This is a genomic window from Nonomuraea recticatena, assembly GCF_039533245.1.
Lineage (GTDB): Bacteria > Actinomycetota > Actinomycetes > Streptosporangiales > Streptosporangiaceae > Nonomuraea > Nonomuraea roseola.
Genome location: NZ_BAAATE010000061.1, coordinates 1 through 23,534, shown reverse-complemented (window position 1 = coordinate 23,534; position 23,534 = coordinate 1). Strand labels below are relative to the sequence as shown.

Below are 23,534 nucleotides of genomic sequence, written 5' to 3'. Positions count from 1 at the left end.
GCACGGTAAGACAGCAACGAGGCTCCCGGTCGGGGCATCGGATCTTGGTCGACTGCTGTCTTATCGGCAGCCTCCTCTCATCCGCCACCGCTCTACATGAACCCACCGTGACCAGCGCCGTCAGGATGAAAAGAGCTCACTGACTACCGACCTGGTCGGCGCGATCATCCCGGAGCCGAGTTCCCCATCGGAGGCATGTTCTGACCTTCCGCCACTCTTCGCAGTACCTCGGGTTGCTGCCTGTCTTTGTGATCAGATTGGCTGACTGTGACCCCTGACCGCGCGGCTCCCGCGCGAGACCGGCCCCCAGGCCGCAGCTCGCGCGGGGAGGGCCGCGCGGGCGCGGCGGCGCAGCCGCCGCCTTGATCTCTATATGAGCAATTCGGCAGTGTGCGGGCTGGAGGACGGTTGTCCCATCCGTAAACAGCGAGCGGCAGAGCTAGGCCGGTTCAGTCGTCCTGGCCGACTGTCGCCACTCAAGAGCTTCGGCCGTGTCGCGGTACTCCAGGAGGTGCTGACCAGCAATCTTCTGCAACAGGTCCCGCACCTCCGCCGGAGTGGCATGGAGGAAGCGCGGCTTGTGGTTGCGTGGCAGGCGCGGCGGAATCGATGTCGTTTGAAGGGGGTGCGGAGCCAGCCGCTCACCGAAAAGGCGGCGACCCGGACACCGGTCGCCCTTGTACGCGTCTACGCCGAGAACGATCTCTTCGGCCTGGTGCTCGGTCGGGTTCGGACATGCTGACGATGGTCATCTGACTCCTTGAACGACCTGTGAACAGATGGCTGTCGTCTGGCCAGCGTGGTGGTCATAACTGTGATGGTGGCCTTGAGCAGCAAGGCCCTATCGGGACTCGTCGGCCTGTCCGACGCCAGCGAGCGCCGTCCGGAGCAAAGGATCGGCAGGTCAATCCCAAGGCAGCATGGCCGGTTGGACCTCGGGCCGGGACCTTGTCCGGACAGCACAAGACAATCCTGACACGTGAACCAGGCCTGCACCGCCAGGCTCACTGAGGGAAGACGGCGAAGGCCAGCAGCTCCTCGCGGGCGGCGTCCAGGTGCTCGCACACGGCCGGATTTCACCTCCAAAGCGTCGATCACCCAGGCGTGCTGAGCGCGGTTCGGCGGTGGGCTGGTCGAAGATGGCGTGTACGTTGATGATCCGCCCGCCCTCGCGGGCCTTCTGGGTCAGCGCGTCCGGCCACACGAACGCATACGGCCGCCGTCCAGGGCTCAGTGCGGAAGACCTTCACCTGTTCGTCCAGGATCTTGGCAATCTCGCCGTCCAAGCCGTCGCGGTGCCAACGGCGAAACCGGGTGCTGGGCCGGATTTAACTGCCGCCATCGGCAGCGGCGTTCGGTGCGCTGTCGAGTGGAGAACCCAGCTTTGCGCTAGCCCTCCGAACCCACCCGCTCATCTCAAAACGTCACGACGGAAACTTATCTCTCTTTCAATACTTGATTTGCGCCTTTATCCACGGCAACCCATCGTCTCCGCTAGACCAGTTTGTAATTCTTCCCCCGAGCTCGGCTGCGGTTCGCCGTAGTGTCTTGCCGAGTTTGGTTTCTCCAGGCGAGAACCCGCGGATGAGAGCTTCCTGAGTCTCTCTATTGGTGATCTCGCTTATGCGAATCGCTGTCGGACGGTGAATGCCCGCTGCCCGCAGGGTATCAGCGAGCATCTGCCCACCAGACCCGCGTGGATTCTTTCCCCGAGCCAGATAACTGACATTTACGCCTCTCCCCTCCTTCTCCATCATCACACCGGCCAACGAATCCCGTGGCCATGTGGCAGTCCAACCTCCCCAGCCTGCACTCTCTACAAGTGGCGGACGGGCGCGATTTGCACTGCTTCCAAACCCAAGCCAGCCCATGTTCATCTGATCGCCCCCTATGACAGGCTTGTCGAGGGGCATGCCACTGTAGGTGCCTGCGGCCGCGAGGCGGGTGCGGCCATGGTCGACGAGCGTGCCAGCGAGTTCACGAAACTTTCGGGCGATCAGACCGAGGTGGCCGAGAAGTTCGCGGCAAGCGACGAGGTTAGTTGCGCGGGTGACGAGGATCGGTTGGATGGCGGCAAGGGCGCCGGCGGGTCCGCCTGCGCTGACGAGGACGGTGTGTTGACGGCACCAGGCAAGCCGGAGCAGAGTGAGGGCTTTTACAGTGCCAACGGTGCTAGCCGCGACGCCAAGGAGGGTGAGCGCAAGGGCGGCGACCTCAAGATCGCCTTCGGGAAGTTTGTCCCAAAGCCGAACGAAGGCCTCGGAAAGCTGTCCGTCGGTGGCTTCGGCGAACTGGGCCGCGGCAACGTCGGCCTCGATCGCGCCGGGCGCCACCTGCTGTAGGAAGGCGTTGAGATGGTCGCTGAGGGCTTTGAGCTGACCTTCATCCCATAAAAACACCTCAAGAGCGCCGGTCGCCTCGGCGAGTGGGGCAAGCTCTTGAGGGAGGGTCACAACCACGCCGCGCCCCTCACCCTCCACAGCCGCCTCGCGGCACCCGCATCCATCCGACCATCCTGGAGATCTAAGGAAGGACACCCAGAGGGCATCAGATCCCCTACATCGAGACCGCAACAGCCGGGAGCGACTCCGACCCAAAAGCTGCGCAATCCATCTAAATCCGAGTGCATGAACAGAAGCTACAGATCAGTGAGCTTTTTCATCCTGAGGTGCCGGGTCACAGACTGTTGCAGGCCCCGGGACTTGATCTACATGCAGAGAAGCCCCTGGTAGATGCGTTGTCGGCCAAGAACAACAGCATCTCCAGGAGTTTCGCGTGCTGTTCCATCGTGCCGCGCTGCCGTTGTCACGCCGGACGTTGACGTTCCTGTCCGGCATCATTCGCCGGCACCGCAAGAAGATCGGCTTCCGCTGGCGCCGGCTCAACCCCGGCCAGCAGGCCATGCTCACACTCGTCCACTTGCGCAAGGGCGAGACGCTCATCGAGCTGGCGGCGGGCTTCGCCGTCGGCGCCACCACCGTATGGCGCAGGCTCCGCGGACCGGGGGAACGCGCGAATGCGCAGTTGAAGACCCGGCGTATCCTCCGCAAACTACGCTGCTGCCCTCTTCTTGCAGCTCGTCAAAGGCATCTCGTCTTGCAACTCCGCGAAGCAGGATGAAAAGCGCTCAGTAATCGATGCGGTCCCGGCTCTGCCAGTCATGCCCCCGTTCGGCGTGTCGAACGAGGGTGAAACCGGCATTGCCGCCACGAACAACTTCATACTTCTACCCCGGCACGAGAGAGCCATTCCGGACAGGGGACGCTGACCGCTGCCATCCCGACCGACGTTGGCGGGTCGATCATGCTTGAGATTTCATGTGATCATCGGGAAGGTACGCCGATCTACAGGTTTCAAGCATTTCTCGTTCCGGGCCAACGTCGACGAGATGCGGTTGGCCGAACTGGACATCTACCTGATCTGCGCCAGTTACGGCACCCACAGGACTCAGCAATCAAGCTCTGGGCTGGACAAGAGCGTGCAGGGCTTGGGGAAAGGCATCGCGCCTGAGTCGACCAGCGGAACGACGACCCACGCCCGTTCGTCTGAAAGAAGAGCGGTGAAAAGATCCTCGAATCCCTCGCACGATATTGCCGAGGAATTCAGGCGCAGAACACTAGTAGTGCCAGGCCCACAGGTTGACCCACGTGCCCGTCTCGCTATCGAGTTTGCAGTGGCCCTGGTTGACGTTGACTGTCGCGTTTCCGCAGTCCCGCCAGCCCTGTGGGGTGTTCGGGTAGGTTGCGGCGACGTAATAGTAGCCCTGGATTGTTACAGGGTCTGCGGTTGCAGACGCCGTTCCGCCAGAAGTCGCAAGCGCTGCACCCGCGAGTACGAAGGAGACAGCGATCTTTCGGAGGTTCACTACGCTAGCCTTTCGGTCGGCCTAATCTTTCCAGCTATCGAAGCCGAGCCGCGCCCTGCCGACAACACGGAACTCTGACAATAATCATCGGTTTCCAGCCACCTGCTCCATGACCGTACATGCGTCGGTGTCGATGCCCCCGTGAGCTCTTTCCAACCTGATGGCGCTGGTCACGATGGGTGTGCAGAGCGGTGGCGGATGAGAGGAGGCTCCCGCGGTAAGACAGCAGTCGACCAAGATCCGATGCCTAACCGGGAGCCTCGCTGCCAACCACAGCCGGAACCGCCGTACGGCGTGTCCGGTCGATCATGATTGAGATCGGTCGGGTTGAGCTCGTAGCCAGTCGATGATCTCGGCGATCGTCATCGTGGCGGTGTAGTGGGTGGCGAGCTTCGGCGGCAACAATGCCACCTCAAGCCGTGGTCGACAGATCAAACTAAAGACGCCCTGGTCAGTCGTAGCGCGGGTCAGACCACGGCCCGAAGCGGCACGTTTTGATCCTCACAGTCGTAGCGCGTGGCCACCGCGCGGAACTGTTTACGCCGGTGGAAGCCCCTCTCGACCTGGTTGCGGCGCTTGTAGTGGTCGGCGTCGAAGGTGGGTGGGCGCCCACCTGAGCGGCCGCGTCGCTTGCGGTTGGCCTGCTGGTCGCGGGGTTCGGGGATGGTGGTGCGGATCTGGCGGCGGCGCAGCAGGGCGCGGTTGACCCGGCTGGAATAGGCCTTGTCACCGGTGAGGGAGTCGGGCTTGTTGCGCGGCCGGCCGATACCGCACGGTCGCGGCACGCGGATCCGGCCGAGCAGGACCGGCAGGTGGCGGGTGTTGACGGGTGTCGGCGGCCTGGCCCGGGGTGAGGTGCGAGGCCGGCGACCGGCCGCGGCCGTCGGCGATCGTGTGGACCTTGGTGCTCAGCCCGCCGCGGGATCGGCCCAGCCCCTGCGCGGCCTGGGACTGCTGAGCGGTGAGCCCCCTTTTCGGGCTCCGGCGGCGTGCTGGTGAGCGCGCACGATGGTGGAGTCGACCTGGCTGCACCAGTCCAGCTCACCGCGCCGGTCGGCCTCGACCATGAGGGCTTGCTTGATGGAGTCCCACGTGCCGTCGGGGTCCACGCGCGCAAGCGCTCGTTAGCGGGTCTTCCAAGGACCGTAGCGTTCGGGCAGGTCCCGCCAGGGCGCTCCGGTCCGTACCCGCCACCGACACCGAGGTGCTTGGCGATGGCGGTGATGGACTCGCCGCGAGCCTGGCGGGGCGCGGGCAGCGGCCAGGCGGTCCAGGGTGCGCTCGCTGATCAGGTCGCGTTCCATCTCGACGGCCATGGCGGCGACCATGAACATTGCCAGGTGCGCCAACAGCCCAGCAGTAGCTGAGCGGCGGGCGAGCTCTGCGCATCTCCTGGGCGGCCTCCAGCTCACGCCCTTTCCGGTACCGCGCGCCGGGCCCGGACGCGGGCGAGGAGGAAGGTGGCCAGGGCGACGGCGATGATGACCGCGCCGAAGACGTGGAACGTGGCCACCGGTCCCAGGGCGCGCACCGCGAATCCGGCGACGATGGCGGGCAGGGAGATGGCGGCGTACGCGACGACGTAGAACGCGGACATGACCCGGGCGCGGTGGTCGGGCGGCGCCGCCGCGCCCAGCAGCCCCAGGGATCCGCCGAGTCCGAGGCCGCCGCCGAGGCCGATCACCACGCTGGACACGATGAACCCGGCGGCGTTCCCTGCCGAGATCGACAGAGCCAGCAGGGCGACGCCGGCGGCGAGGATGAGCATGCCGGACGAGAGCTGGGTGAAGATCGGCAGGCCCCGTGCGGCGGAGAAGGGGAGGTGACGGGCGAGGACGGGAGCCAGAGCGGCGGCCGTGCCCATGACGAAGATGGCCAGCCCACCGGGAAGGTTCCCCGCCGAGCCCATGAGGGCGGGCGCCAGCGCGGGCACCAGGGCCAGGTACAGCCCGACGATCGACCAGGACGACGTCACCCCGAGCCCCGACAGCGCGAACGACCCCAGGATCTCCCTCGGCACCCCGGGCGCCGCCATCCGGAACCCGGCCCGCGCACCCACCGTCTCCGGACGCCGCCAGACCCCGGCGAGCAGGAGGAGGTCCACCGCCGCGAGCACGGCGAAGGGCGTCAGGAGCGGGGCGGGCGCGTACTCGACCAGGACCGCGCCGAGCAGCCCGCCGACCCCCATCCCGAGCCCGCTGGCCAGCGTGTTGATCAGCCCGGCGGCGGCCGGACGCAGGTCGAGCAGTGCCGCGCCGGCGGCGCTGATCGCAACGCCGGTGGCCACGCCCTGCAGGCCGCGCGCGACGAACAGCCAGCCCACCCCGGACGCCGCCAGGAACATCCCCAGCGAGACGAGCAGTCCGGCCAGCCCGGCCAGGATGACCGGACGCCGCCCCCACGCATCGGAGATCCGCCCGAACAGCAGCAGCGCCGCGAGCACTCCAAGACAGTACGTGGCGTAGACCAGCGTCAGCGTGGGCGTGGGGATCGCCCAGGCGGAGGCGTAGAGCTTGTAGAGCGGGGACGGTATGGCCGACGCGGCCAGGCAGAGGCCGATGACCCCGGCCTTGATGGCGATGTTGTTCATGCACCTCACCTTGACGAAGACGGTTCCCTCCGCACGAGTGGCAGGACTGCCCCCCTTCGTCAAAATCCTGCCGCTAGGCTGAAATGCATGAAGGACCCTGGAGTGGTCGCGCTGGCCGTGATCGACGGCATGCCGATGTTCGAGCTGTCCATCGTCTGTGAAACGTTCGGCCTGGAGCGGCTCGACCTCGCCGACCCCTGGTACGAGCTGCGCCTGACCGCCTCAGGCTCGGTTCGCACCCGCAACGGGTTCGCGCTGACGCCGCCGTACGGGCTCGACGCGCTGGTGAACGCCGACACGGTCGTCATCCCCGCGCTCCCCGGCGACTACGTGGACGGGGACGCCCGGCTGGATCCGGACCTGCTGAACGCGCTCAGGGCCGCGCACGGGCGCGGCGCGCGCATGGTCTCGCTCTGCACGGGCGCGTTCGCCCTGGCCGCAGCGGGCCTGCTCGACGGCCGTACCGCCACCACCCACTGGATGCGCACCGACCTGCTGCGCGCCCGCCACCCGCGCGTCCGCGTAGACCCCTCCGTCCTGTACGTGGACGACGGCGACGTCCTGACCAGCGCTGGCCGTAGCGCCGGGCTGGACCTGTGCCTGCACATCATCCGCAATGACCTCGGCGCAGAGGTCGCCAACCAGGTGGCCCGCCGCCTCGTCGTCCAGGCGCACCGGCCGGGCGGCCAGGCCCAGTACATCGAGGCTCCGATGCCTCGCAGCAACGGCGACGGCCTCGCCCCCCTGCTGCAGTGGGCGGCCGAGCGGCTGCACCGCCCGCTCACCGTCGCCGAACTAGCCAGGCAGGTCGGGCTGAGCCCCCGCACCCTGGCCCGGCGCTTCCACGACGCCACCGGCACCACGCCCCTGCGCTGGCTGCATGCCCAGCGGCTGTCCCGGGCCAGGCAGCTTCTGGAGTCCACCGGCCTGCCCGTGGACCGGGTCGGCGAGGAGTGCGGGCTGGGCTCGGCGGGCAATCTGCGCCACCACTTCACCCGTGCCGTCGGCGTGACACCGACCGAATACCGCAGGGCCTTCCGGCAGACGCGCGCGTGAGAGGCGGTCAGCCCACATAACCCGGATGCCTCATCCGGTTTGCTGTTCTCCAGCGACGGGGGTCAGAGACTTGGAGCCGCGGAGCCGTCCCGCCGTGGACGCGGGAGTCGGCGGGACCGTTCGAGCCGCTGTTCCCGCCGCCCGGTGCCGGGGAGCCCACGACAAACGGCCGCCTCAGCCGTTCACCCGACAGTGCTCGAAGTGGCCATCTACCAGCCTTATGCCAGGTTTCCGTTTGCGCCGCTCGAGCTTCGGCCCGCTCGGCCCCGACCCGGTGCTGGTTCTGTGAAATCATTAGTGGCCTATCCCCCATCAGCCCTGAGCCGAGAGGTCGCCGCAATGACCTCCACGCTTCCGGATCCGGCCGTCCCAGCCTCCGCCGCCGAATCCCAGAACGGGCGGGCGCGGGGCAAGGTCCTCGAGCCGACCGCGGTGCTCTCCCCCGGCAACACGGCGGCCGCGTCGCCAGCACCGGCGCCGCTGGTGGCCAGCGTCGGCGACATCGCCGGGCTGCGGCTCCGCCGGGCTGGGCAAGAAGCCGCTGCTGCCCAAGGAGATCGAGGCGGCCCTGGTGTCGCGGGCGTGGAAGCCGGCTGGCCCGTCACTCATGCGCCGCGCGTGCGGGTGTGGGCATGCCGGGGTTGAACAGGGCTCGTGCGGCGGCTTCATCGCCTTCGATGTCGACGAGCCCATGGGTGTCGTTGAGGGTGAGCATGCCCGCTGCCAGTCCGAGAACGGTCGGGACGTCAGCGCGCACGACGGCATCGAGCTCGCCGCCGTCATGCAGGATCACCTCGATGTCCGAGCGTGTCGTCCGCACCTGGAGCAGTTGGCCGTCGACCGCGATCCCCATCGTTGACGCCCGGGGTGCGGCCCCCGTCGGCGAGTAGGGCGGTGGCGCGTGTGGCTGGAGGACGACCTTCAGCGGCCGGTGACGCCAAGAACGGTCGTGTTTCGGCCGAGGCGCCGACCTGGCCACCCTCGCCGGGGAACTGAAGGCGGCGGGCGTCGGCTTGAGTTCCTCACCGGGGAACTGCAAGGCTCACACAACCCCTCCGGCGTTGTGTTCACCGTGCTGGCGGCCCTGTCCGGGACGGAACGCGCATACCTCCGCGACCGCACCCTGGAAGGCGGCCATCGGCGGCGCTGGTCGTCACCGACGACCGCATGCTCTCCATGGCCTCCACCTGCGCGGACAGAATCTCAGCCTGCGCGACGTCGCCGCACGGCTCGTCATCCCCAGGGGCGTGAAAAGGGCCGGCATCCGTCCCGGCAACCGTCATGCGCATGCTCCGCGAACACGACCAACAGACCGCGACCTGACAGGCCGGCCACCCTCAAGCACCCCTGAGAACGGCTAGGGTCTACCGGAAGCGGATCGCCTCGGCCGCGCAGTAGCAGGTCGGGCCGACGGCCGATGCACCGTGACCACCCTTCCGCATGCTTCACCGCCGGCGACCTGGGCGTGGTGGGCCTTTTCGCTCTGCTCACCTACGTGGTCTTGTGCCGCTGGTAATAGCGCGCGACACGGGCGCGGTTGCCGCAGCGATCGGCCGAGCACCAGCGGCGGCGCGGGTGGGCGGGCAGGAACAGCATCACGCAGTCCTGGGCCTCGCACTGGCGGATACGCGTGATCGCCGGGTCTGCCAGCAGGTCGGCGGCGGCTTCGGCGAGCCAGGCGGCCAGTCGGAGACCGGGCGAGCCGGCGCGACGGCGGGCGGCTGCGATCGACGTGCCGTCCCAGATCAGTTCTTGGATGGCGGGCGCGGCCCGCTGGGCCTGGTTGAGGGTGTCCAGCGCGGCCGCAGGCGGCCGTTCATTCCGCCGAGCGCAGGCGATCGCGGCAGCTGTGTGCTCGCGGACGGCGTGGACCGCGGCAAGCTCCGCCGCGGTGAGCTCCGCCGTCTCCTGCGCCGCTTCGGGAAGCCGATCGACCTGCAGCGCCAGCCAGGCACGCAGGTGTGCGGGGGTGGCGAGCAGGTCGACCGGACCGTCCGCGGCGCGAGGCCGGGTGTTGACCAGATCCAGGGCCAGCGGCTCACCCGTCAGCGGAACGAGATCACTCATGGCCCTAATGTTACATCACCGGCTTGACGCATTAGCTTCCGATCGCTACAACTAATGCACCATCCCGGCTAGAAGGCATGTGAAATGACGTTCCCAGTTGTCACCCGCACCATCCACCGCCACATCGACGTCGACGGGGTGAAGATCTTCTACCGCGAGTCGATCCCGGACCGGCCCGACGCGCCGGTGCTCCTGCTACTGCACGGCTTCCCATCGGCCTCGCACCAGTTCCGCCGGCTCATCGACGTCCTCGGCACCCGCTACCGGCTCATCGCCCCGGACTATCCCGGCTTCGGGCACACCCAGGCGCCGGACGGCTTCACCTACAGCTTCGACCGGCTCGCCGACGCCACCGAGGGCTTCATCCAGCGGCTCGACCTGTCCCGCTTCGTCATGTACGTCTTCGACTTCGGCGCACCGGTGGGCTTCCGGCTCGCGCAGCGGCACCCCGAATGGATCGCCGGCCTGGTCGTGCAGAACGGCAACGCCTACACCGAGGGCCTGTCGGCCGGCGCCCGCGACTTCATCGCGCTGCGACCCGAGACCGAGGGCGCCGAGAACACCATCCGCGACCTGCTGACCCTGCCCGGCACGCGTGGCCAGTACGAAAGTGGCACCGGCGACCCCGAGCTCATCGCGCCGGACGGCTGGACACTCGACCAGCACTTCCTCGACCTGCCCGGACGCAAGCAGGCCCAGGTCGCACTTGCCTTCGACTACCGCACCAACCTCGAGCGCTACGACCAGTGGCAGGCGTGGCTGCGCAAGCACACCCCGCCTACGCTCATCACCTGGGGCAGCAACGACCCCTTCTTCCCCGAACCTGGTGCCCGTGCCTACCTGCGCGATCTTCCGGACGCCGAGCTGCATCTGTTCGACACCGGCCACTTCGCCCTGGAGGAGAATCTGGCCGACATCGCCCCGCTCATCGCCGGTTTCCTCGACCGCATCTGGACCTGAGCCGGACTGCGCACGAGAACAGGGCGCGACCATGTACGCCTCATCCACAGTCCGTCGGCCCACCCTGCGGCTGGCAGCCCTGTTCACCGCCGCGTTCACGACCATCACCACCGAGACCCTGCCGATGGGCCTGCTTCCGGCGATGAGCCGGGACCTGCAGGTGCCCGAATCGCGCATCGGTCTGCTGGTTGGGGCATACGCCATGCTCATCATGATCGTGACGCTGCCCCTGGTCGCGCTCACCTCACGGTGGCCTCGTCGCAGGCTGCTGATCGTCATCATGGCGGCCTTCGCGGTCGGCAACCTGCTCATGGCCATCGCCCCGAACTATTCGGTGGCCGTGGCAGCCCGGCTCATCTCCGGCCTCGGGCATGGCGTGCTGTGGTCGGCGATGGCCGCCTACGCCACCCATCGCGGGAGCAGCGGCGGCGGGCGCCACCGCCGATCGCTCGTCCCGAACGGCGCTGCCGTCCGCGCTCGGCCTGATGACGGTGTCCGTGGCGGCACTCGTCCTGGCCCGAGGAGGCCTGGCCATCACGGCCACCGCGTTCTGGGGGGCGGCCTACGCCGCGCTGCCCATCCTGCTGCAGACCGCGGTACTCAAGGCCGCCCGGAACGCGCAGACCGATGCCTCGGCGCTGTTCATCATCACCTTCAACGTCAGCATCGCCGCCGGCTCGATTCTCGGCGGGCGCGCCCAGGCCAGCCAGCACAGATACCGAGCCGCCGGCTTCATAGCGATCACGCTAGACCATGGCTTTACCTTCCTGCCGAAGGGGCTACTCGTCGCGGCCGGCCCAGGTGACCGGGCCCAACTCCGTGTGCTGAAGGGTCTGTCCCACTAGGGAGGGAAAGCCGTCCTCGCGGCAGCGCCTCCACGAGCATCGTGGCACAGATCCGACGGAAATTGGCAGAAAAAACAGGTCGGCAGAACATGGCATCTCATAAAATAATAGATACGCCGATTCGGATTTCGAGATAATCAGGGAACGGATGAGCCTTAATGCGACTGTTCGCTAAGATAGCCGCCGCCATCACCGCTGTAGGGATTCTCGCCATCTCAGCGCCTCCAGCACACGCAACACAGAAAATGGAAGCCCCGTGGGGAAAGCAGTGCGGAGCCTACCTGGCCTCAGAGAGCGGCGTAACCGTTCTCCGTTACTGGAATTGCGGAAATGTCTCAATCGTCATAGAAGTAGACTACCGCTACACGGACAATGGCTTTAGGTGCGTGTGGGCGAATTACGATCGATTCGTTGAGTATTACTTCAACGCCTCGCATGCTTGGTATATTCGTCCGACGGAGTGCTAGCATTCAATTAAGATCGGAAAACATGTGAGCCAACATGTCATTGAGTGTGGAGCACCACTTAAATTCGCTGAGATATTTTCGATTCATTGAACTTATTTCGGCGAGCCTCGCGGAGTTGTAGGACGAGGATGGCGCAGGCTGGGTGAGCGGCGGGCGAGCAGGGCGACGGCCTCGTGGACGTAGCGCCAGGCGGTTGCCGTGCCGATGCCGAACCGGCGACGATCTCGGCGAAGGACTTGCGCAGGCAACGGCAGCGCGGCACGGTAGAACAGCACACAGGTTGATCTTGGTCGACACCCCTCCTACCGGGGGCCTTCCACTTGTGGGTCAGCAGTGTGATTCCGTAACAGGCGTCACGATGGAATGGGCTCAATGAGTGGCTGATCAATTCCGAAAATAGAATTTTAATGCCAGACCAGACCGTAGGCGTTGAATTGCTGATTAATATCTGCGGTCAGCCCGGTCACGTTCTCGATCACGCTCCATAGAAAGTCCTCATCGGGACCCCAGGAGGGAAACTCGACCTGATCCTCGATCGAGAGCGGTTCGCCGACGATTCCGCCGAGAATGTTCGAGGGTTCGCCGTTTTCGTAGCAGACGTGGCGGACCAACTCGCCGTCGTCGAAGAGCCAGAACGCGTAGGTGCTCATAACGCTGGAGAACTGAACGGCCAGCGCCTGGGTTCCCTTGAGCGCACCCAGTCCCCCGCGGTCCAACCAGCCCTTCACGTTGCCGGCGAACCAGCCATCGGGGTCCCACATCTGTGCCCAGCCAGCCGTCTCGACGATATAGACACGGTCGCCGGGCGAAAAGGACCATGCCTGATCGGCCGTCACCTGCTGGTCGTCTTTGAGGCAGCTGACGACATCGGCCAGAGAATCAACCAGATCGTCGACAGAGCGATCATGTACGAAGAGTGCCGTCGTGTTCCAACCCATATCGCTAGATCTTCATGCCACCGTCACACCGTGTCAAAATCTTCAAAGAACCAACCGTGCCGCGCTGCCGTTGTCATCTCAACTGTGAACTACCTGGCCGGAGTGCTACGCCGGCACCGCCTGACGATCAGATCAACCCGATGGCGCCTCAACCCGGGCCGACGGGCCATGCTCGTACTGGTCTGCCTGCGCAAGGGCGAGACCTTCGCCGAGATCGCCGCCGGGCTCGGCATCGGCACGGCAACCGCCTGGCGCTACGTCCACGAGGCGTCGCCCTGCTCGCCCGCCGCTCACCCCGCCTGGATCAAGCCTTACGCGCCGCCAAGCGAGCGGGATACGCCTTCGTGGTGCTGGACGGCACGCTCATACCCATCGACCGGCTGGCCGCTGACCGGCCCTTCTGTCGAGTCGGCACGGAGCGCGGTGCTGGTGTTGCCACCGGTCCGTTTCTCCGTGCCGCTCACCGAACCCGGCGTGCGGCTCTCACCGCACCGGGCTCTCCACGGTTCGTGCCGTTGAGGCGTGGTTCGCTGGCCAGGGGGTGGGGATCGTGTTGCCCCGGTCGCGGTAGCGGGTGACCGCGACCGATTGTGGGGCGAACAGTTCGGCCCCGTTCGCCGTGAGGGGTTTCCACCGGCCGTCGTGATCGGTGAAGCGTCGGCGTAGGTCTTTCCAGCTCCAGTGGTGCCGTGTCATCCACCAGCTGGTGACCCGCCACCACACGAAGCGGTCGAGGGACTTCAGCGTGGTCTTGCACACCGCATGCTGTGACCTGTGGTGATGCCGGAGCGTGGGCCTATTGCGCTGCCGGGCGGGCTACAGGAGGAGGAATTCGCGGAGTTTGCCGCGAGTGTGAGGGCGCGGGTTGCCTGGGCGTAGTTGCAGGCTGGGGAGTTGCTGGGGCGATCTGCAGGTCGGTGAGGGGCGCGCTGACGGGACGTCGCAATAGCCACGGTCGTCCTCGCGCCATTTGCTTTGGTCGGGGTCGACGGCGCGGACGCGGACGACGGTTCCGGCTGCGACGTAGACGATGGCCTTGAGGTGAGGGCGGCGGTCCGGGGCGATGGGCCACCATTTGCGGTCGGTGTCGATTGGGACCTGCTCGTCGACGACGGTTTCGCCGAGCCTGCGGTTGCCGGTGTCGGTCATTGCGGTCTTTCCGCGGTTGACGATGAGGGCGCAGTCGCGGCCCTCGTGGTGGGCGGTGAGGTGCCGGTAGAAGGGTGGGGGCGGGACACGTGGGAGGTCTGTGCGATCGCTTCGACAGTGTGGGTGCCGTCGTCGTACATCTCCTGGGCCTGGTCGAGACGGTGGGCTGCGGTCTTGGGAGCGTGCCCGTGCCGGGGTCGCAGCACGCCGACCCGGCGATCCACCCGTACACCCGGCGCCGTGCCGGCACGCCTACTGCGGGGGGGACGCGGTCGGAGTGCTAACCGCTTCGAGGGCGATGACCTGTTCCAGAGCGTGCCGCAGCATGGCGACCTGGTCCCTACCGAGAAGCCGAGACCATCGCTGCTCGACGTCCTCGAAGAACCGGGCGGCTGCGAGCTTGGCCATCCTGCCTTGGTCAGTGAGCCGGATGATCTTCGCGCGGCGGTCGCCCGGGTCGGCCACCCGCTCGAGGTAACCGTGATCCTCCAGTTCGTCGACCAGTTCGGCGATCGCCTGTTTGGTGAGTCCGGCGCGTTCGGCGAGCGTGGTCAGCCGTGAGCCTTCGGGGTCGATGTACCGGAAGACCGAGCCGTGGACGTACCGGATTCCCCCGAACCCCTCGTCGGCCAGCCACTGGTGAAGTCCCTCAAGGGCGATGTCCCGGGCCTGCGTGAGCAGGGTGGAGAGCGGAAGGCTGGGCGCGTCTTGCCGCTCGGGCGTTCCAGATCGCGTCGTCATCGTGTGCGGTCCCTCTGGCAGGCGAATTTTGTCAGGGGGCTTGACGATATCAGGCATCATGCCGGTAAGGTGGCCTGACTGTCAGGCTACTTGACCAAATTCTGGAGGATCGATGCAAAATGTTGCCGAACAGCGCGCGCAGTTCGCGGCCATGTTCACCAGGCCCTTGCCCACGGATATCGGCACGTCGGTGACGACATTGGGCGGGCGGCCGGCACTGGAGCTGCGGAAGGCGGCACCCAGTGCGGAAGGCCAGGACGTGCTGCTGTATTTCCACGGCGGCGGCTTCGTGGTCGGGTCGCCGCGTGTCACCGTCCACATCACCGCCGCGCTGCTGCGGCACCTGGACGGCCGGGCGGTCTCGCTCGACTACCGGCTGGCGCCGGAGCATGCGTTCCCGGCCGCGGCCGATGACTGCCTGGCGGCCTACCGCGAGCTGCTGGACTCCGGTGTCGACCCGCAGCGGCTGGTGGTCGCGGGCGACTCGGCCGGGGCCGGGCTGGCCGTCGTCACCATGATGCGCGCCCGGGACGCGGGCCTGCCGATGCCGGCGGCGGCGGTCCTGTTCTCGCCGGCGGTCGACCTGACCCTCAGCGGCGCGAGCATGCGGTCCAAGGACGGGGTGGACCCGTTCTTCGCTCCGGCCGATCTCGACTGGCTCTTCGACCAGTACACCGCCGGCAGTGACAGGTCGGCGCCCGAGCTGAGCCCGCTCTTCGCCGATCTCAGCGGACTGCCGCCCCTGCTGATCCAGGTCGGCTCGAGCGAGCTCCTGCTGGACGACGCAGTACGGCTGGCAGGGCGCGCCGCGGCCGACGAGGTCGCGGTGACGTTGGAGGTGGCTCCGCGTCAACCGCACGTGTTCCAGCTCGACGACGGATCGGCCGAGGCGGCAGCGGCGCTGGAGCGTGCCGGCCGGTTCCTGGCCACCCGGCTCGGCAGCGAGAAGGAGGGATCATGAACAGGCTGGCCGATCAGGTCATGGGGCCGGTACTCGCGCCCCGCGACGAGGGGTACGACGAGGAACGCGCCGGTTGGCAGACCGCTCGCCGGCATCGTCCCGACCTGGTGGTGGGCGCCGCCGGGCCCGCCGACGTGCAGGCGGCGGTGAGCTACGCGAGGGAGCGCGGGCTCCCGGTGGGGGTGCAGGGCACCGGGGGCATGCCTTGGCGGCCGTCGCCGCCGAGGGCGGAATGCTGATCACCACCGCGCGGATGAGCGCCGTCCGGGTGGACGCCGATGCGGGCACCGGCCGGTGAAACACGCTGGGATCAGGTGATCCACAGGGCGGCACCGGCCGGGCTGGCGCCCCTGTCCTGCTCTAGTTCGGGATCACGGTGTCCGCGCTCGCCACGCTCGCCTCCCGCGAGGGAGTGAGCCGCCCGCAGGGCGCACCACGGCGATCGAGGAAGCAGGCGCGACAGCAGCCTCCAACGCCCTGACGGACTACGACCACGCGAGTATGATCCGAGTATGAGCGACACAAAGAAGCGGATCACCATCACCGTGGACCCACATCTCGCCACCTACGCCGAGCACCTGGTCGACGCGGGCAAAGCCGACTCAGTGTCGGCCGCTTTCAACGAGGCCATGGCCGCCCGGCGCCGATACGAGCAGCGTGCCCTCGCCAAGCTCCGCGAGCGAGCCGCTCTGGCCGACCCCGACCGTGTCGCGCGGATGAGGAAGCATGTCGACGACCAGGCCCGCGCCGCGGGCTTCCGGACGGCCGCAGGTGAGTGACCACGTCCCCACCCCCTACATCCTCGACGTCGACGTCCTCACGGAGATCTCCCGTGGGGACGCCGATCTCATTGGGCTCGTCCAGGACTACGACCGCGCCGGCCAGCCGCTCGTCATCTCAGCCCTGGCGGCCACGGGCGCCCTCCTGGACGCGCCCGGAGAAGACGCCGAAGCGCTGCTGTCCGGCCTCAGCGGGTTCGAGCACGTCCAGATCGCGGCGCTCGACGGCGTCGAGCAGGCCAACCTGCTCGCCAACATGATCAGCCGGACTGGGCTCAACCCCTGGCGCGCGCACGTCGCCTCGCTCGCCGACATGGCCGCTTGCCCCATCATCACGCTCGATCGATCCCAGTGGGAACAGCATGCCGGCGCCCTGGATGACCCGCTGTACTTCATCGTGATCGCCGACCCCGACCAGTAGACGGGGCAGCTATGACCAGCGACTCGCCCAACCTTTTGACACACGCCGGTTCGAGGGTGCGCCCAGGCGATCGGGTGATCGACGTCGGCCTGCCCGCCGGCTCGCGGCGCTACGCCGACCCTGCCACCTACCTGTCCTGGCGGCCGCTACAGCCCGCGCAACTGCGCGAGTTGGGGTTGACGCCCTGACAGGTCCTGTGCCGCGCTCCATGCAGGGAGACGGCACAGGCGGTTGATCTTAGGGGGTGGCCTGCGCCGGGCGCGGCCACCCCCTGGCGCTTACGGCCCGGTCTGGGCGAGCGGCCTGGCCAAGCCGTACGTGCTGGACGACGCCACGGTGGCGCGGGTGAAGACCGTGTTCTCCCAGACGACCGTCGACAACGAGCTCCTCGCCGAGCCCCGCCTGGCGGCCGAGCAGCGGCGCGGGGTCGAGCGCCACCAGGGGCTGGTCGACCAGATCACCGCCGAGACCCACCCCGTGCTGGCCCTCGCCGACAGGACTTCGCCGCCACCACCATCAAAACGCCCATGGCCAAGAGCGACGCGGAGGTCGGCATCGAGGCCCTGCTCTGCGGCGGCAAGCTGCAATCCGAGGCACCCAGGGCTCGCCGCGTTTGAGGCTATGTCACGGCTCCATGGCCTGGCGGGCGCGCAGGGCACGGAGCTTGTGGCGGTTGCCGCAGCGTTCCATCGCGCACCAGCGGCGGGCGCCGGGGCGGGAGGTGTCGACGAACACCAACGGGCAGTTGTCGCTGGCACACTCACGGATGCGTTCGGCGAGCAGCCCGGACAGCAGTTCGATCATCTCCCGTGCCAGGGTTGACAGCGCTTGCGTGGCCCGCACCGGCGGCGCCCATCCGGCGGTGGTGCCGTCGGCGGCGAGTTCGGGGATCAGTGGCGCCGCGGTCGCGGCCCGGTTGATGGTCGCGACCGCCCTCGCGGGAAGCGGGCGACCCGCCGCCCGGGCGTGCGCCGCGTCCCAGATCGCCTGGCGCAGGGCCTTGGCCGCGGTCAGTTCGCGGGCGGTCACGGTGGCCGTCATGACTGCCGCCAGTGGCGGCTGGGCGAGCCATTCAGCGAGGTCGGCAGGCTCGTGGAGGCTCTCAAATATCGCGTATTGGCCCTCGCCGCCCGTGTGGGCGAAGTCCAGGCAGACGGCGCCGGCGTTGAACCTGAACGACCCGCCCTTGGGATCGTGCAGTACCCGTCCGATTGCGCTCGCTCGCATGAAACCACTATAACTGGTGTCAAGCAAAACCGCTTTAACTGGTTTCACCGTCGGAGGAGGCAGAACATGGGTGTACGGCACATCAACCCCGAGGGGCTCCATCGCAGCCCGGCTTTCAGCCAGGCCGTCGTGGTCGAACAGCCGACGAAGACGATCTACATCGGCGGGCAGAACGGCGTCGGCGCCGACGGTAAGGTCGTCGGTCCCACGGTCGGCGAGCAGGCCAGGCAGGCGTTCCGCAACCTCGCGGCCATCCTGGACAGCGAGGGGGCGAGCCTGGCGAACATCGTGCACTGGCGCATCGCCGTGGTCGACGGCAACACCTTCGACGAGGGTGTGGCCGCCTTCCAGGAGGTGTGGAACCGGGCCGACCCGCCCCCGGCCATCACGGTCCACGTCGTGGCCGGCTTGGGCCCCGGGTTCCTCGTCGAGATCGACGCCGTCGCCGTCGTGTGACGCCCCCGGGGCGGGGGCTACTTCCAGGGGCGGCACCATCCACCGGTCGTCGGGTTGGCCCGCTTTGATGCTGAGTGCGACCCAACAGCGACGGCCGGAGGAGGTCATCCGTGCATGCGCGCTCGAAACCGGAGGCGGCAGATGCCCGTCCGGGCGGGCGATCGAGCCGCCGGTCCCGCTTCCTGCCCCGCAAACTCGTGCGCTGGGCCCGCACCAGGCAGCGGCTCATGGTGTCGGATCGTGAAGCGAGCCGACATCGCTGCTGCGTTCGCGACTCCTAACGACTGCACATCACGAAGCCATAGTCCCGCTGAACAATTAACAAGATCTCGGATCATGACAAAGTGGCTGATGCGCCACCGTCCGCGCGGAGCACCGCCCAACCGCCCGCCCCCGCCTGGCCGATCGTCGGCCTGGTCTGCCTGGGTGCCGAGGGACTGCAATGGGTGGTCAACGGCTACATCCTGACCTTCGCCGGGTTCCTGCTGCTGGGCGGCCGGACAGCCGACCTGTTCGGACGCAGGCGCACCTTCGCCGCAGGCCTGGCCGTGTTCGCGATCGCCGGTCTGGCCGGCGGGCTCGCCACCACCCCGGAGCTGCTGATCGCCGCGCGGACGATCCAGGGGCTCGGTGCGGCCGTGGTCGCCCCGGCGACGCTGACGATCCTCACTACCGCGATCCCCGCCGGGCCGGCGCGGGCCCGGGCCATCGCCACCTGGGGCGCGGTCGGGCGGGGCGGCGGGATCGCTCGCCGGCGGGCTGCGCACCGACTACCTCTCGTGGCGCTGGATCCTGCTGATCAACGCACCGATCGGGGCGGTCGCGATCATCGCCGCGCTGCGTCTACTCGCCGAGAGCCGCGACGTCGGTACCCGCGGGCTCGACCTGACCGGTGCGATCACGGTGACGGTGGGGCTGTCGGCGCTGGAGTTCGAGGTGCTGCAGACCCCCGCGTACGGCTGGGATTCGGCGCGCACGCTGATCCCGATGGGCGTGGGAGTGCTGGCGCTGGCCACATTCGCCCTGGTGCAGGCCAGATTCGCGCGGGCACCGCTGATGCCGCTGCGGATCTTCCGGGCCCGCTCGGTGTCCGGCGCCAGGGTCTCGCACTCGTCCACACAGGCGCCTGCCGCACCACACCACGCCAGGAAGTGATCTTGGTGGCGTGAACAGTCTTCCAGCGACTGGACCCTTTCCTGCGCACCTTGGCTTACATTCCCTCTTGCTCGTCCAGCCTCCTCAGGTCGTCGGCCATTTTTTGGTGCAGGTCCGCCATTCGCTGGCTTTGCTCTGCCGCCTCGGGATACCCATCGTTGGCGTTGTTGTCGGCCTTTTGCTGCCGCCATGCCGCCAATTCCTGTTCCTCCCGGATCTCATCGCGGCGCCGCCCCATGTCCGCGCGGTCGCCGCCTTTGGCAGGTGTAGGCAGCTTGCCGTAGCCGTCCTGACCGTCTAGGGCGGGGCGTCGGCCGTGTAGTAGGGCGCTGTAGCGGCGGAGTATGAGGGCGAGCTTCTCCTCGAGGTGTTGCCGAAGTTGGCGGCTGGTGACGGCATTGGCGGCGCGGATGGTGGCGACGGCTTGGGCGGCGGTGAGGGCGCCGCCGGGTCCGGCTGCGGCGCTGGCAGCCATCTGCTGAGCGCACCAGGCCAGCCGGGCCAAGACGCCGGTCTTGAACAAGATGACGCCACCGGCGGCCAGGCCGAACAGGACCACCGCCCAGCCGGCGATCTGGAGGGGGTCGGTGGTACCGCCGGTGTCACCAGAGCCTGCGTCGCCGGGTTCTGTGCTCGCGGTGAAGGCGTTCCAGTGCTGGGGGAAGGCATCGGATTCCGCTCCGCTGGCGGCGGCGGCATAGCGTGCCGCGGCGGCGTTGGTCTCGTGCACGCCGGGTGCCACCTGGTTCAGAAAGGTGTGCAGGTGTGTGGCCAGACCGTTCGGGCCGGCCAGCGCGTCCTCATCCCACAGGAATATCGCGGTGGCGCCGGTCACCGAAGCGAGCCATGTGAGCTCCTGCGGGAGCGTCATCGCCATCAGGCGTCCCCCGCCACGGTGTTGCCTGCTACTGAACCCTCCGCTACCACGGTATTGGCCACCGTGCTCGCGCTTGTGTCGGCCTCCCTTACAGCGTTCACCGATTGGGACATGCTGGAGGCCGTGGCATCGTAGGCGCGCTTCCTTTGATCGGCCGCCTCCACCATCGCGCTGGTGAACTCATTCAACGCCGATACCAGCTCTCCGTCCGGGCCCACCGGCCCGACACCGCAAAACCGTGAGACAGCCGCTCCACGGCCGCGCCGTAGGCTTCCGCGCCCCCGGCCATCTGCCTGCCCGCCGACTCGGCCCCGGCCACATCCAGCCACACCCATCCATCCAGCGCCCGCACCCCGCCACGACCGGCTCGGCTTCAACCTGACCGTCTTGGCCAACGAGGCCGGCCGTCCGCGTCTCCATGGTCCTTTGTCTCGGCCCGCAGGCTACGCGCCCGCATTCGCCCGAAACATCACCTTTCAAAGAAGCTCGAACCATCTCGGCCCTTGAACCTCACCCTGCGAGGCCTGCGGCCAAGTCGCCGAGACACTGCCTGGGTGGGCGCGCCTCGCTATCGTGGCGCCCATCGCCGCCGGACACATCGAGGGAAGGGCCGCCATGGGCACAGGGGGGTCACCGTGGGGATCGTCCACCAGCTGAACGTCACCTTGCGCGGGTTTCACCCGCCCGTCTGGCGGCGCGTCCATGTGCCGTCAACGGCGACCCTGGACCAGCTGCACAAGGTCATCCAAGTCGCGATGGGCTGGGAGCAACACCACCTGCACCTGTTCGGCAAAGGCGACCTGGAGTACGGCGACCACGCCCGGACGAGACGAGCGTGACGCTGGCCGAACCGACCCCCCGAACCGGGGATTGGCTCGGCTAAATTCGCTCGCCTGTCCGCCGATGCGGCAGCCGGGGTGTTACGGGATCAGGTCGACCTCGACCCCGCTCCAAAGCTGCTGGAGCGGGAACGGGTTCGCCGTGAGTACTGGCAGACCGCGGCGCCGGGCAGCGTGGACGACGCTCGCGGCGGTCACCGCCTGTTCGGCGTACGGGCCGACCGCGCGCAGGATCTCATCCACACCGGGAGCGCTGCCTTGGGTGAGGCTGTCGACGAGGGCCACATCGTCCATGCGTAGCAGTGACTCCAGCACAGGTACGGCCGAATCCGGAAGCTGCGCGAGCGCGGCCGTTAGTGCCGGCGCGGTGGTGACAATCGGGACGATGTAGTCGGTGTGTCCTGCGCGCGACCAAATAGCGGCATCGATATAGGGAGATGTGCGGCGGCTCCACGCGATTAGTGCCGTGGAGTCAAGGACACGACCGATCACGCGGCGTGCGAGCGACGAGCCGCGAACTCTTCGTCACGCTGACGGGCCAGCTCCAGCATTTCGACAGGCGGCTCCCCGCCCATGATATGGCGGAGCAAGTCCAGATTCGCCTGACGCCGCTCCTCCGGGTACGCCCTGCGCTCCTCTTCGGGGCCGATCTGCTGCTCGTCCATATCGTCAGCGTACCCGCGACCATCGAGCGGCATCCAGCAGATCGTCAACGCAGCCGCAGACAGCTTGTAGCGACCCCTGGGAGCGCGCCTCGCGATCGGTCAACGGGTCTTCTCCAGCTTCTCGGGAGCGACCGTTAGGCGTACCGCGCCTTGATCGTAGGTCGTGGCCCGGAACACGATCCAGTCCGGCTCGACGGCGTCAGCGGAGGCGGATTTGAGGGCACCCTGAAGGCGGCGGCCGGTATATGCCGGAAAAGTCGGGGCCTGAAGCGTCGACGCGGACGCCGAATTCGGCGCCGAAGAGGTTGCAGAAGTCGGCCCATTCGCTGTCGGCGGCGTTGCCGGGCATCCACACGGTCATCACCGTGAGCCGCCTCGTCTCCACCTGCGGCAGGCCGGCCAGGGAATGGTCGCGGCTCACCAGCAGGTGCACCTGCTCCAGGTAGGCGGCGTGGACACCAGGTCGTCTTCCAGCGGGCCTCCAGGGCGTGTGAAGACGACGTCCACGGACCCGTTCGAGAGCGCGGCTCGCGCGGACGGGAGCCCGTTGGAGGTGATGATGTCGATCTCGGCGTCCGCGGTGCCGGCCGCCGGTGGGCGGACACGGATCTCGGCCCTTGTCCAAGAGGGCCGTCTGGTCGTTGTCGCCCAGGTAGCGATCGCCTCGGCCAAGATGGTGAACCTGGCCGGGGGCCGAAGACCAGCTTGTGTCGAGCGCCTGCCCGATCCGGCGTCGACGGGGTCTGCCGTGCAGCTCTGCCTGCCATTGGGCCTCTCATCGCGGCCCGATCTCGGCCACCAACTCCGCAGCACGTCCACCGGCAACCCGGTGACACGCCGATTGCTCACCACAATCGCACGCCGGACAATCCTCGCCACACGTAGATCAACGATCACTCGTGCCGCAGGCCACGGCCAACCATGCACGAGGTCGTAAGCCCCGAAAGTCACAAGCGAGCCCGAGATCGCCGCACAGCGCCGCGACCGACTCGCACCCAAACGGCCCGCACCATCGCAGTCGACCTGTCTCGGACCAGCCGCTCGCCTGGCGCACCGGCGGCGATAGCACCGCAGACCCGGACCATGACAGCGCCGGGCTGATCCAGACGACGGCCACCCACTCCAGAAGAAGAGCCGATGACCGCGCCTTGCGAACTCCGGGTGCATTGAGCTCAGGGCCCCCATGGTTCGAGTTCTTTGAAAGGCGACATTTCGGTCGAATACGGGCGCGTAGCCTGTTGCCGAGGCAAAGGACCATGGAGACGTGGGCAGCCGGCTCGTTGATCGGACCGGCCAGATGCAAGGCGAGCCGATCGTGGTGGGGGTGCGGGCTGCGGGAGATGGGTGTTGCTGGATGCGAGTGGATATGTCCACGGCTGAGACCGTGACTCATTTGGAGATTGATCGTTAGACCGTTCGTGGATGCGTTCCTTCGACGGCTGGTGCCTGATGAGTTGTGGGAGTTGTTCCTGCGGG

Annotated in this window: 26 protein-coding genes and 5 pseudogenes; 17 read left to right on the top strand and 14 right to left on the bottom strand. The window is 67.6% G+C overall.

The genetic code is table 11. The features are described 5' to 3' along the window. Positions 1–1,007: 1,007 nt before the first annotated feature. Positions 1,008–1,277, bottom strand: a pseudogene (locus ABFX50_RS51670) (transposase); the annotation flags it as partial. Between the two features lie 675 nt (positions 1,278–1,952). Here ABFX50_RS51670 and ABFX50_RS48780 point away from each other — a divergent pair. Beyond that, complete coding sequence (locus ABFX50_RS48780; RefSeq protein WP_346157690.1) at positions 1,953–2,342, top strand: hypothetical protein; 390 nt, start codon at positions 1,953–1,955, stop codon at positions 2,340–2,342. Between the two features lie 433 nt (positions 2,343–2,775). Then, positions 2,776–3,120 carry a transposase family protein gene (locus ABFX50_RS51665; protein WP_379506911.1) on the top strand — a complete coding sequence of 115 codons (345 nt, stop codon included), beginning with the start codon at positions 2,776–2,778 and terminating at the stop codon, positions 3,118–3,120. A gap of 1,212 nt (positions 3,121–4,332) precedes the next feature. Here the strand turns inward: ABFX50_RS51665 and ABFX50_RS51660 are convergent. After that, positions 4,333–5,058, bottom strand: a pseudogene (locus tag ABFX50_RS51660) (IS5 family transposase); the annotation flags it as partial. Positions 5,059–5,079: 21 nt separating this feature from the next. On the opposite strand from ABFX50_RS51660, the gene ABFX50_RS48760 reads away from it, so the two are divergent. After that, positions 5,080–5,232: a hypothetical protein gene (locus ABFX50_RS48760; RefSeq protein ID WP_346157683.1), complete on the top strand. Its 153-nt coding sequence runs from the start codon at positions 5,080–5,082 to the stop codon at positions 5,230–5,232. Between the two features lie 41 nt (positions 5,233–5,273). Here the strand turns inward: ABFX50_RS48760 and ABFX50_RS48755 are convergent, their stop codons facing one another. Continuing rightward, complete coding sequence (locus ABFX50_RS48755; RefSeq protein WP_346157681.1) at positions 5,274–6,455, bottom strand: MFS transporter; 1,182 nt, start codon at positions 6,453–6,455, stop codon at positions 5,274–5,276. A gap of 87 nt (positions 6,456–6,542) precedes the next feature. Here ABFX50_RS48755 and ABFX50_RS48750 point away from each other — a divergent pair, with 87 nt between their 5' ends. Then, positions 6,543–7,511: a helix-turn-helix domain-containing protein gene (locus ABFX50_RS48750; protein ID WP_346157679.1), complete on the top strand. Its 969-nt coding sequence runs from the start codon at positions 6,543–6,545 to the stop codon at positions 7,509–7,511. Between the two features lie 601 nt (positions 7,512–8,112). Here ABFX50_RS48750 and ABFX50_RS48745 read toward each other — a convergent pair. Both ABFX50_RS48745 and ABFX50_RS48740 read right to left on the bottom strand, forming a co-directional pair. Then, positions 8,113–8,364, bottom strand: a complete 252-nt coding sequence (locus tag ABFX50_RS48745) for a hypothetical protein (RefSeq protein WP_346157677.1) — start codon at positions 8,362–8,364, stop codon at positions 8,113–8,115. Positions 8,365–9,002: 638 nt separating this feature from the next. Then, on the bottom strand, positions 9,003–9,578 hold the full coding sequence (locus tag ABFX50_RS48740) for a CGNR zinc finger domain-containing protein (protein ID WP_346157674.1): 576 nt from the start codon (positions 9,576–9,578) through the stop codon (positions 9,003–9,005). Between the two features lie 84 nt (positions 9,579–9,662). On the opposite strand from ABFX50_RS48740, the gene ABFX50_RS48735 reads away from it, so the two are divergent. The 3 genes and pseudogenes from ABFX50_RS48735 to ABFX50_RS48730 all read left to right on the top strand — a co-directional run bounded on the left by ABFX50_RS48735 (position 9,663) and on the right by ABFX50_RS48730 (position 11,383). Further along, the gene (locus tag ABFX50_RS48735) at positions 9,663–10,538 is read left to right on the top strand and encodes an alpha/beta fold hydrolase (protein WP_346157671.1); all 876 of its coding nucleotides are present in this window, start codon (positions 9,663–9,665) and stop codon (positions 10,536–10,538) included. Positions 10,539–10,569: 31 nt separating this feature from the next. Next, positions 10,570–10,938 (top strand): annotated as a pseudogene (locus ABFX50_RS51655) (MFS transporter); the annotation flags it as partial. Positions 10,939–11,023: 85 nt separating this feature from the next. Further along, a complete protein-coding gene (locus tag ABFX50_RS48730) occupies positions 11,024–11,383 on the top strand; it encodes a hypothetical protein (RefSeq protein WP_346157668.1) in 360 nt (119 codons plus the stop codon). 871 nt (positions 11,384–12,254) lie between these two features. Here ABFX50_RS48730 and ABFX50_RS48725 read toward each other — a convergent pair. Then, positions 12,255–12,788 carry a hypothetical protein gene (locus ABFX50_RS48725; protein ID WP_346157666.1) on the bottom strand — a complete coding sequence of 178 codons (534 nt, stop codon included), beginning with the start codon at positions 12,786–12,788 and terminating at the stop codon, positions 12,255–12,257. On the opposite strand from ABFX50_RS48725, the pseudogene ABFX50_RS48720 reads away from it, so the two are divergent. After that, positions 12,787–13,189 (top strand): annotated as a pseudogene (locus ABFX50_RS48720) (helix-turn-helix domain-containing protein); the annotation flags it as partial. The gene ABFX50_RS48725 and the pseudogene ABFX50_RS48720 overlap by 2 nt on opposite strands. A 415-nt stretch (positions 13,190–13,604) precedes the next feature. Here ABFX50_RS48720 and ABFX50_RS48715 read toward each other — a convergent pair. Then, positions 13,605–13,937: a hypothetical protein gene (locus tag ABFX50_RS48715; protein ID WP_346157664.1), complete on the bottom strand. Its 333-nt coding sequence runs from the start codon at positions 13,935–13,937 to the stop codon at positions 13,605–13,607. Between the two features lie 252 nt (positions 13,938–14,189). Then, positions 14,190–14,678 (bottom strand): MarR family winged helix-turn-helix transcriptional regulator, encoded by a 489-nt coding sequence (locus ABFX50_RS48710; protein ID WP_346157660.1) that lies wholly within the window; start codon positions 14,676–14,678, stop codon positions 14,190–14,192. Between the two features lie 112 nt (positions 14,679–14,790). Here ABFX50_RS48710 and ABFX50_RS48705 point away from each other — a divergent pair, with 112 nt between their 5' ends. From ABFX50_RS48705 to ABFX50_RS48685, 5 genes are all read left to right on the top strand, one after another. Further along, a complete protein-coding gene (locus ABFX50_RS48705) occupies positions 14,791–15,639 on the top strand; it encodes an alpha/beta hydrolase (protein ID WP_346157659.1) in 849 nt (282 codons plus the stop codon). Next, positions 15,636–15,878, top strand: a complete 243-nt coding sequence (locus ABFX50_RS48700) for a hypothetical protein (RefSeq protein WP_346157656.1) — start codon at positions 15,636–15,638, stop codon at positions 15,876–15,878. The genes ABFX50_RS48705 and ABFX50_RS48700 overlap by 4 nt, the downstream gene beginning before the upstream one ends. 273 nt (positions 15,879–16,151) lie before the next feature. Beyond that, positions 16,152–16,418 carry a hypothetical protein gene (locus ABFX50_RS48695; protein ID WP_346157654.1) on the top strand — a complete coding sequence of 89 codons (267 nt, stop codon included), beginning with the start codon at positions 16,152–16,154 and terminating at the stop codon, positions 16,416–16,418. Next, positions 16,411–16,839 carry a hypothetical protein gene (locus ABFX50_RS48690; RefSeq protein ID WP_346157650.1) on the top strand — a complete coding sequence of 143 codons (429 nt, stop codon included), beginning with the start codon at positions 16,411–16,413 and terminating at the stop codon, positions 16,837–16,839. The genes ABFX50_RS48695 and ABFX50_RS48690 overlap by 8 nt, the downstream gene beginning before the upstream one ends. An 11-nt stretch (positions 16,840–16,850) precedes the next feature. Beyond that, positions 16,851–17,027 carry a hypothetical protein gene (locus ABFX50_RS48685; RefSeq protein ID WP_346157648.1) on the top strand — a complete coding sequence of 59 codons (177 nt, stop codon included), beginning with the start codon at positions 16,851–16,853 and terminating at the stop codon, positions 17,025–17,027. 90 nt (positions 17,028–17,117) lie between these two features. Here the strand turns inward: ABFX50_RS48685 and ABFX50_RS48680 are convergent, their stop codons facing one another. Both ABFX50_RS48680 and ABFX50_RS48675 read right to left on the bottom strand, forming a co-directional pair. After that, complete coding sequence (locus ABFX50_RS48680) at positions 17,118–17,300, bottom strand: hypothetical protein (protein ID WP_346157646.1); 183 nt, start codon at positions 17,298–17,300, stop codon at positions 17,118–17,120. A gap of 163 nt (positions 17,301–17,463) precedes the next feature. After that, positions 17,464–18,066, bottom strand: coding sequence for a CGNR zinc finger domain-containing protein (locus ABFX50_RS48675; RefSeq protein WP_346157644.1), 603 nt, complete (start codon positions 18,064–18,066; stop codon positions 17,464–17,466). A 66-nt stretch (positions 18,067–18,132) separates the two neighbouring features. Between ABFX50_RS48675 and ABFX50_RS48670 the strand changes: the two genes are divergently transcribed. The 3 genes and pseudogenes from ABFX50_RS48670 to ABFX50_RS48660 all read left to right on the top strand — a co-directional run bounded on the left by ABFX50_RS48670 (position 18,133) and on the right by ABFX50_RS48660 (position 19,677). Beyond that, entirely contained in the window at positions 18,133–18,522 is a 390-nt protein-coding gene (locus ABFX50_RS48670) for a RidA family protein (RefSeq protein WP_346157642.1), read from the top strand. A gap of 344 nt (positions 18,523–18,866) precedes the next feature. After that, a pseudogene (locus tag ABFX50_RS51650) lies at positions 18,867–19,205 on the top strand (MFS transporter); the annotation flags it as partial. A gap of 220 nt (positions 19,206–19,425) precedes the next feature. Next, positions 19,426–19,677: a hypothetical protein gene (locus tag ABFX50_RS48660; RefSeq protein ID WP_346157638.1), complete on the top strand. Its 252-nt coding sequence runs from the start codon at positions 19,426–19,428 to the stop codon at positions 19,675–19,677. Between the two features lie 55 nt (positions 19,678–19,732). On the opposite strand, the gene ABFX50_RS48655 is transcribed toward ABFX50_RS48660, so the two are convergent. Further along, entirely contained in the window at positions 19,733–20,554 is an 822-nt protein-coding gene (locus tag ABFX50_RS48655) for a hypothetical protein (RefSeq protein WP_346157636.1), read from the bottom strand. A gap of 635 nt (positions 20,555–21,189) precedes the next feature. On the opposite strand from ABFX50_RS48655, the gene ABFX50_RS48650 reads away from it, so the two are divergent. Continuing rightward, the gene (locus ABFX50_RS48650; protein WP_346157634.1) at positions 21,190–21,393 is read left to right on the top strand and encodes a plasmid pRiA4b ORF-3 family protein; all 204 of its coding nucleotides are present in this window, start codon (positions 21,190–21,192) and stop codon (positions 21,391–21,393) included. Between the two features lie 81 nt (positions 21,394–21,474). Here the strand turns inward: ABFX50_RS48650 and ABFX50_RS48645 are convergent, their stop codons facing one another. The 3 genes from ABFX50_RS48645 to ABFX50_RS48635 form a co-directional block, all read right to left on the bottom strand. Next, a complete protein-coding gene (locus ABFX50_RS48645) occupies positions 21,475–21,885 on the bottom strand; it encodes a hypothetical protein (RefSeq protein ID WP_346157632.1) in 411 nt (136 codons plus the stop codon). After that, on the bottom strand, positions 21,882–22,058 hold the full coding sequence (locus ABFX50_RS48640) for a hypothetical protein (RefSeq protein WP_346157631.1): 177 nt from the start codon (positions 22,056–22,058) through the stop codon (positions 21,882–21,884). Before ABFX50_RS48640 ends, ABFX50_RS48645 begins: the two co-directional genes overlap by 4 nt. Before the next feature lie 199 nt (positions 22,059–22,257). Further along, positions 22,258–22,491 carry a hypothetical protein gene (locus ABFX50_RS48635; RefSeq protein WP_346157629.1) on the bottom strand — a complete coding sequence of 78 codons (234 nt, stop codon included), beginning with the start codon at positions 22,489–22,491 and terminating at the stop codon, positions 22,258–22,260. Positions 22,492–23,534: the final 1,043 nt, after the last annotated feature.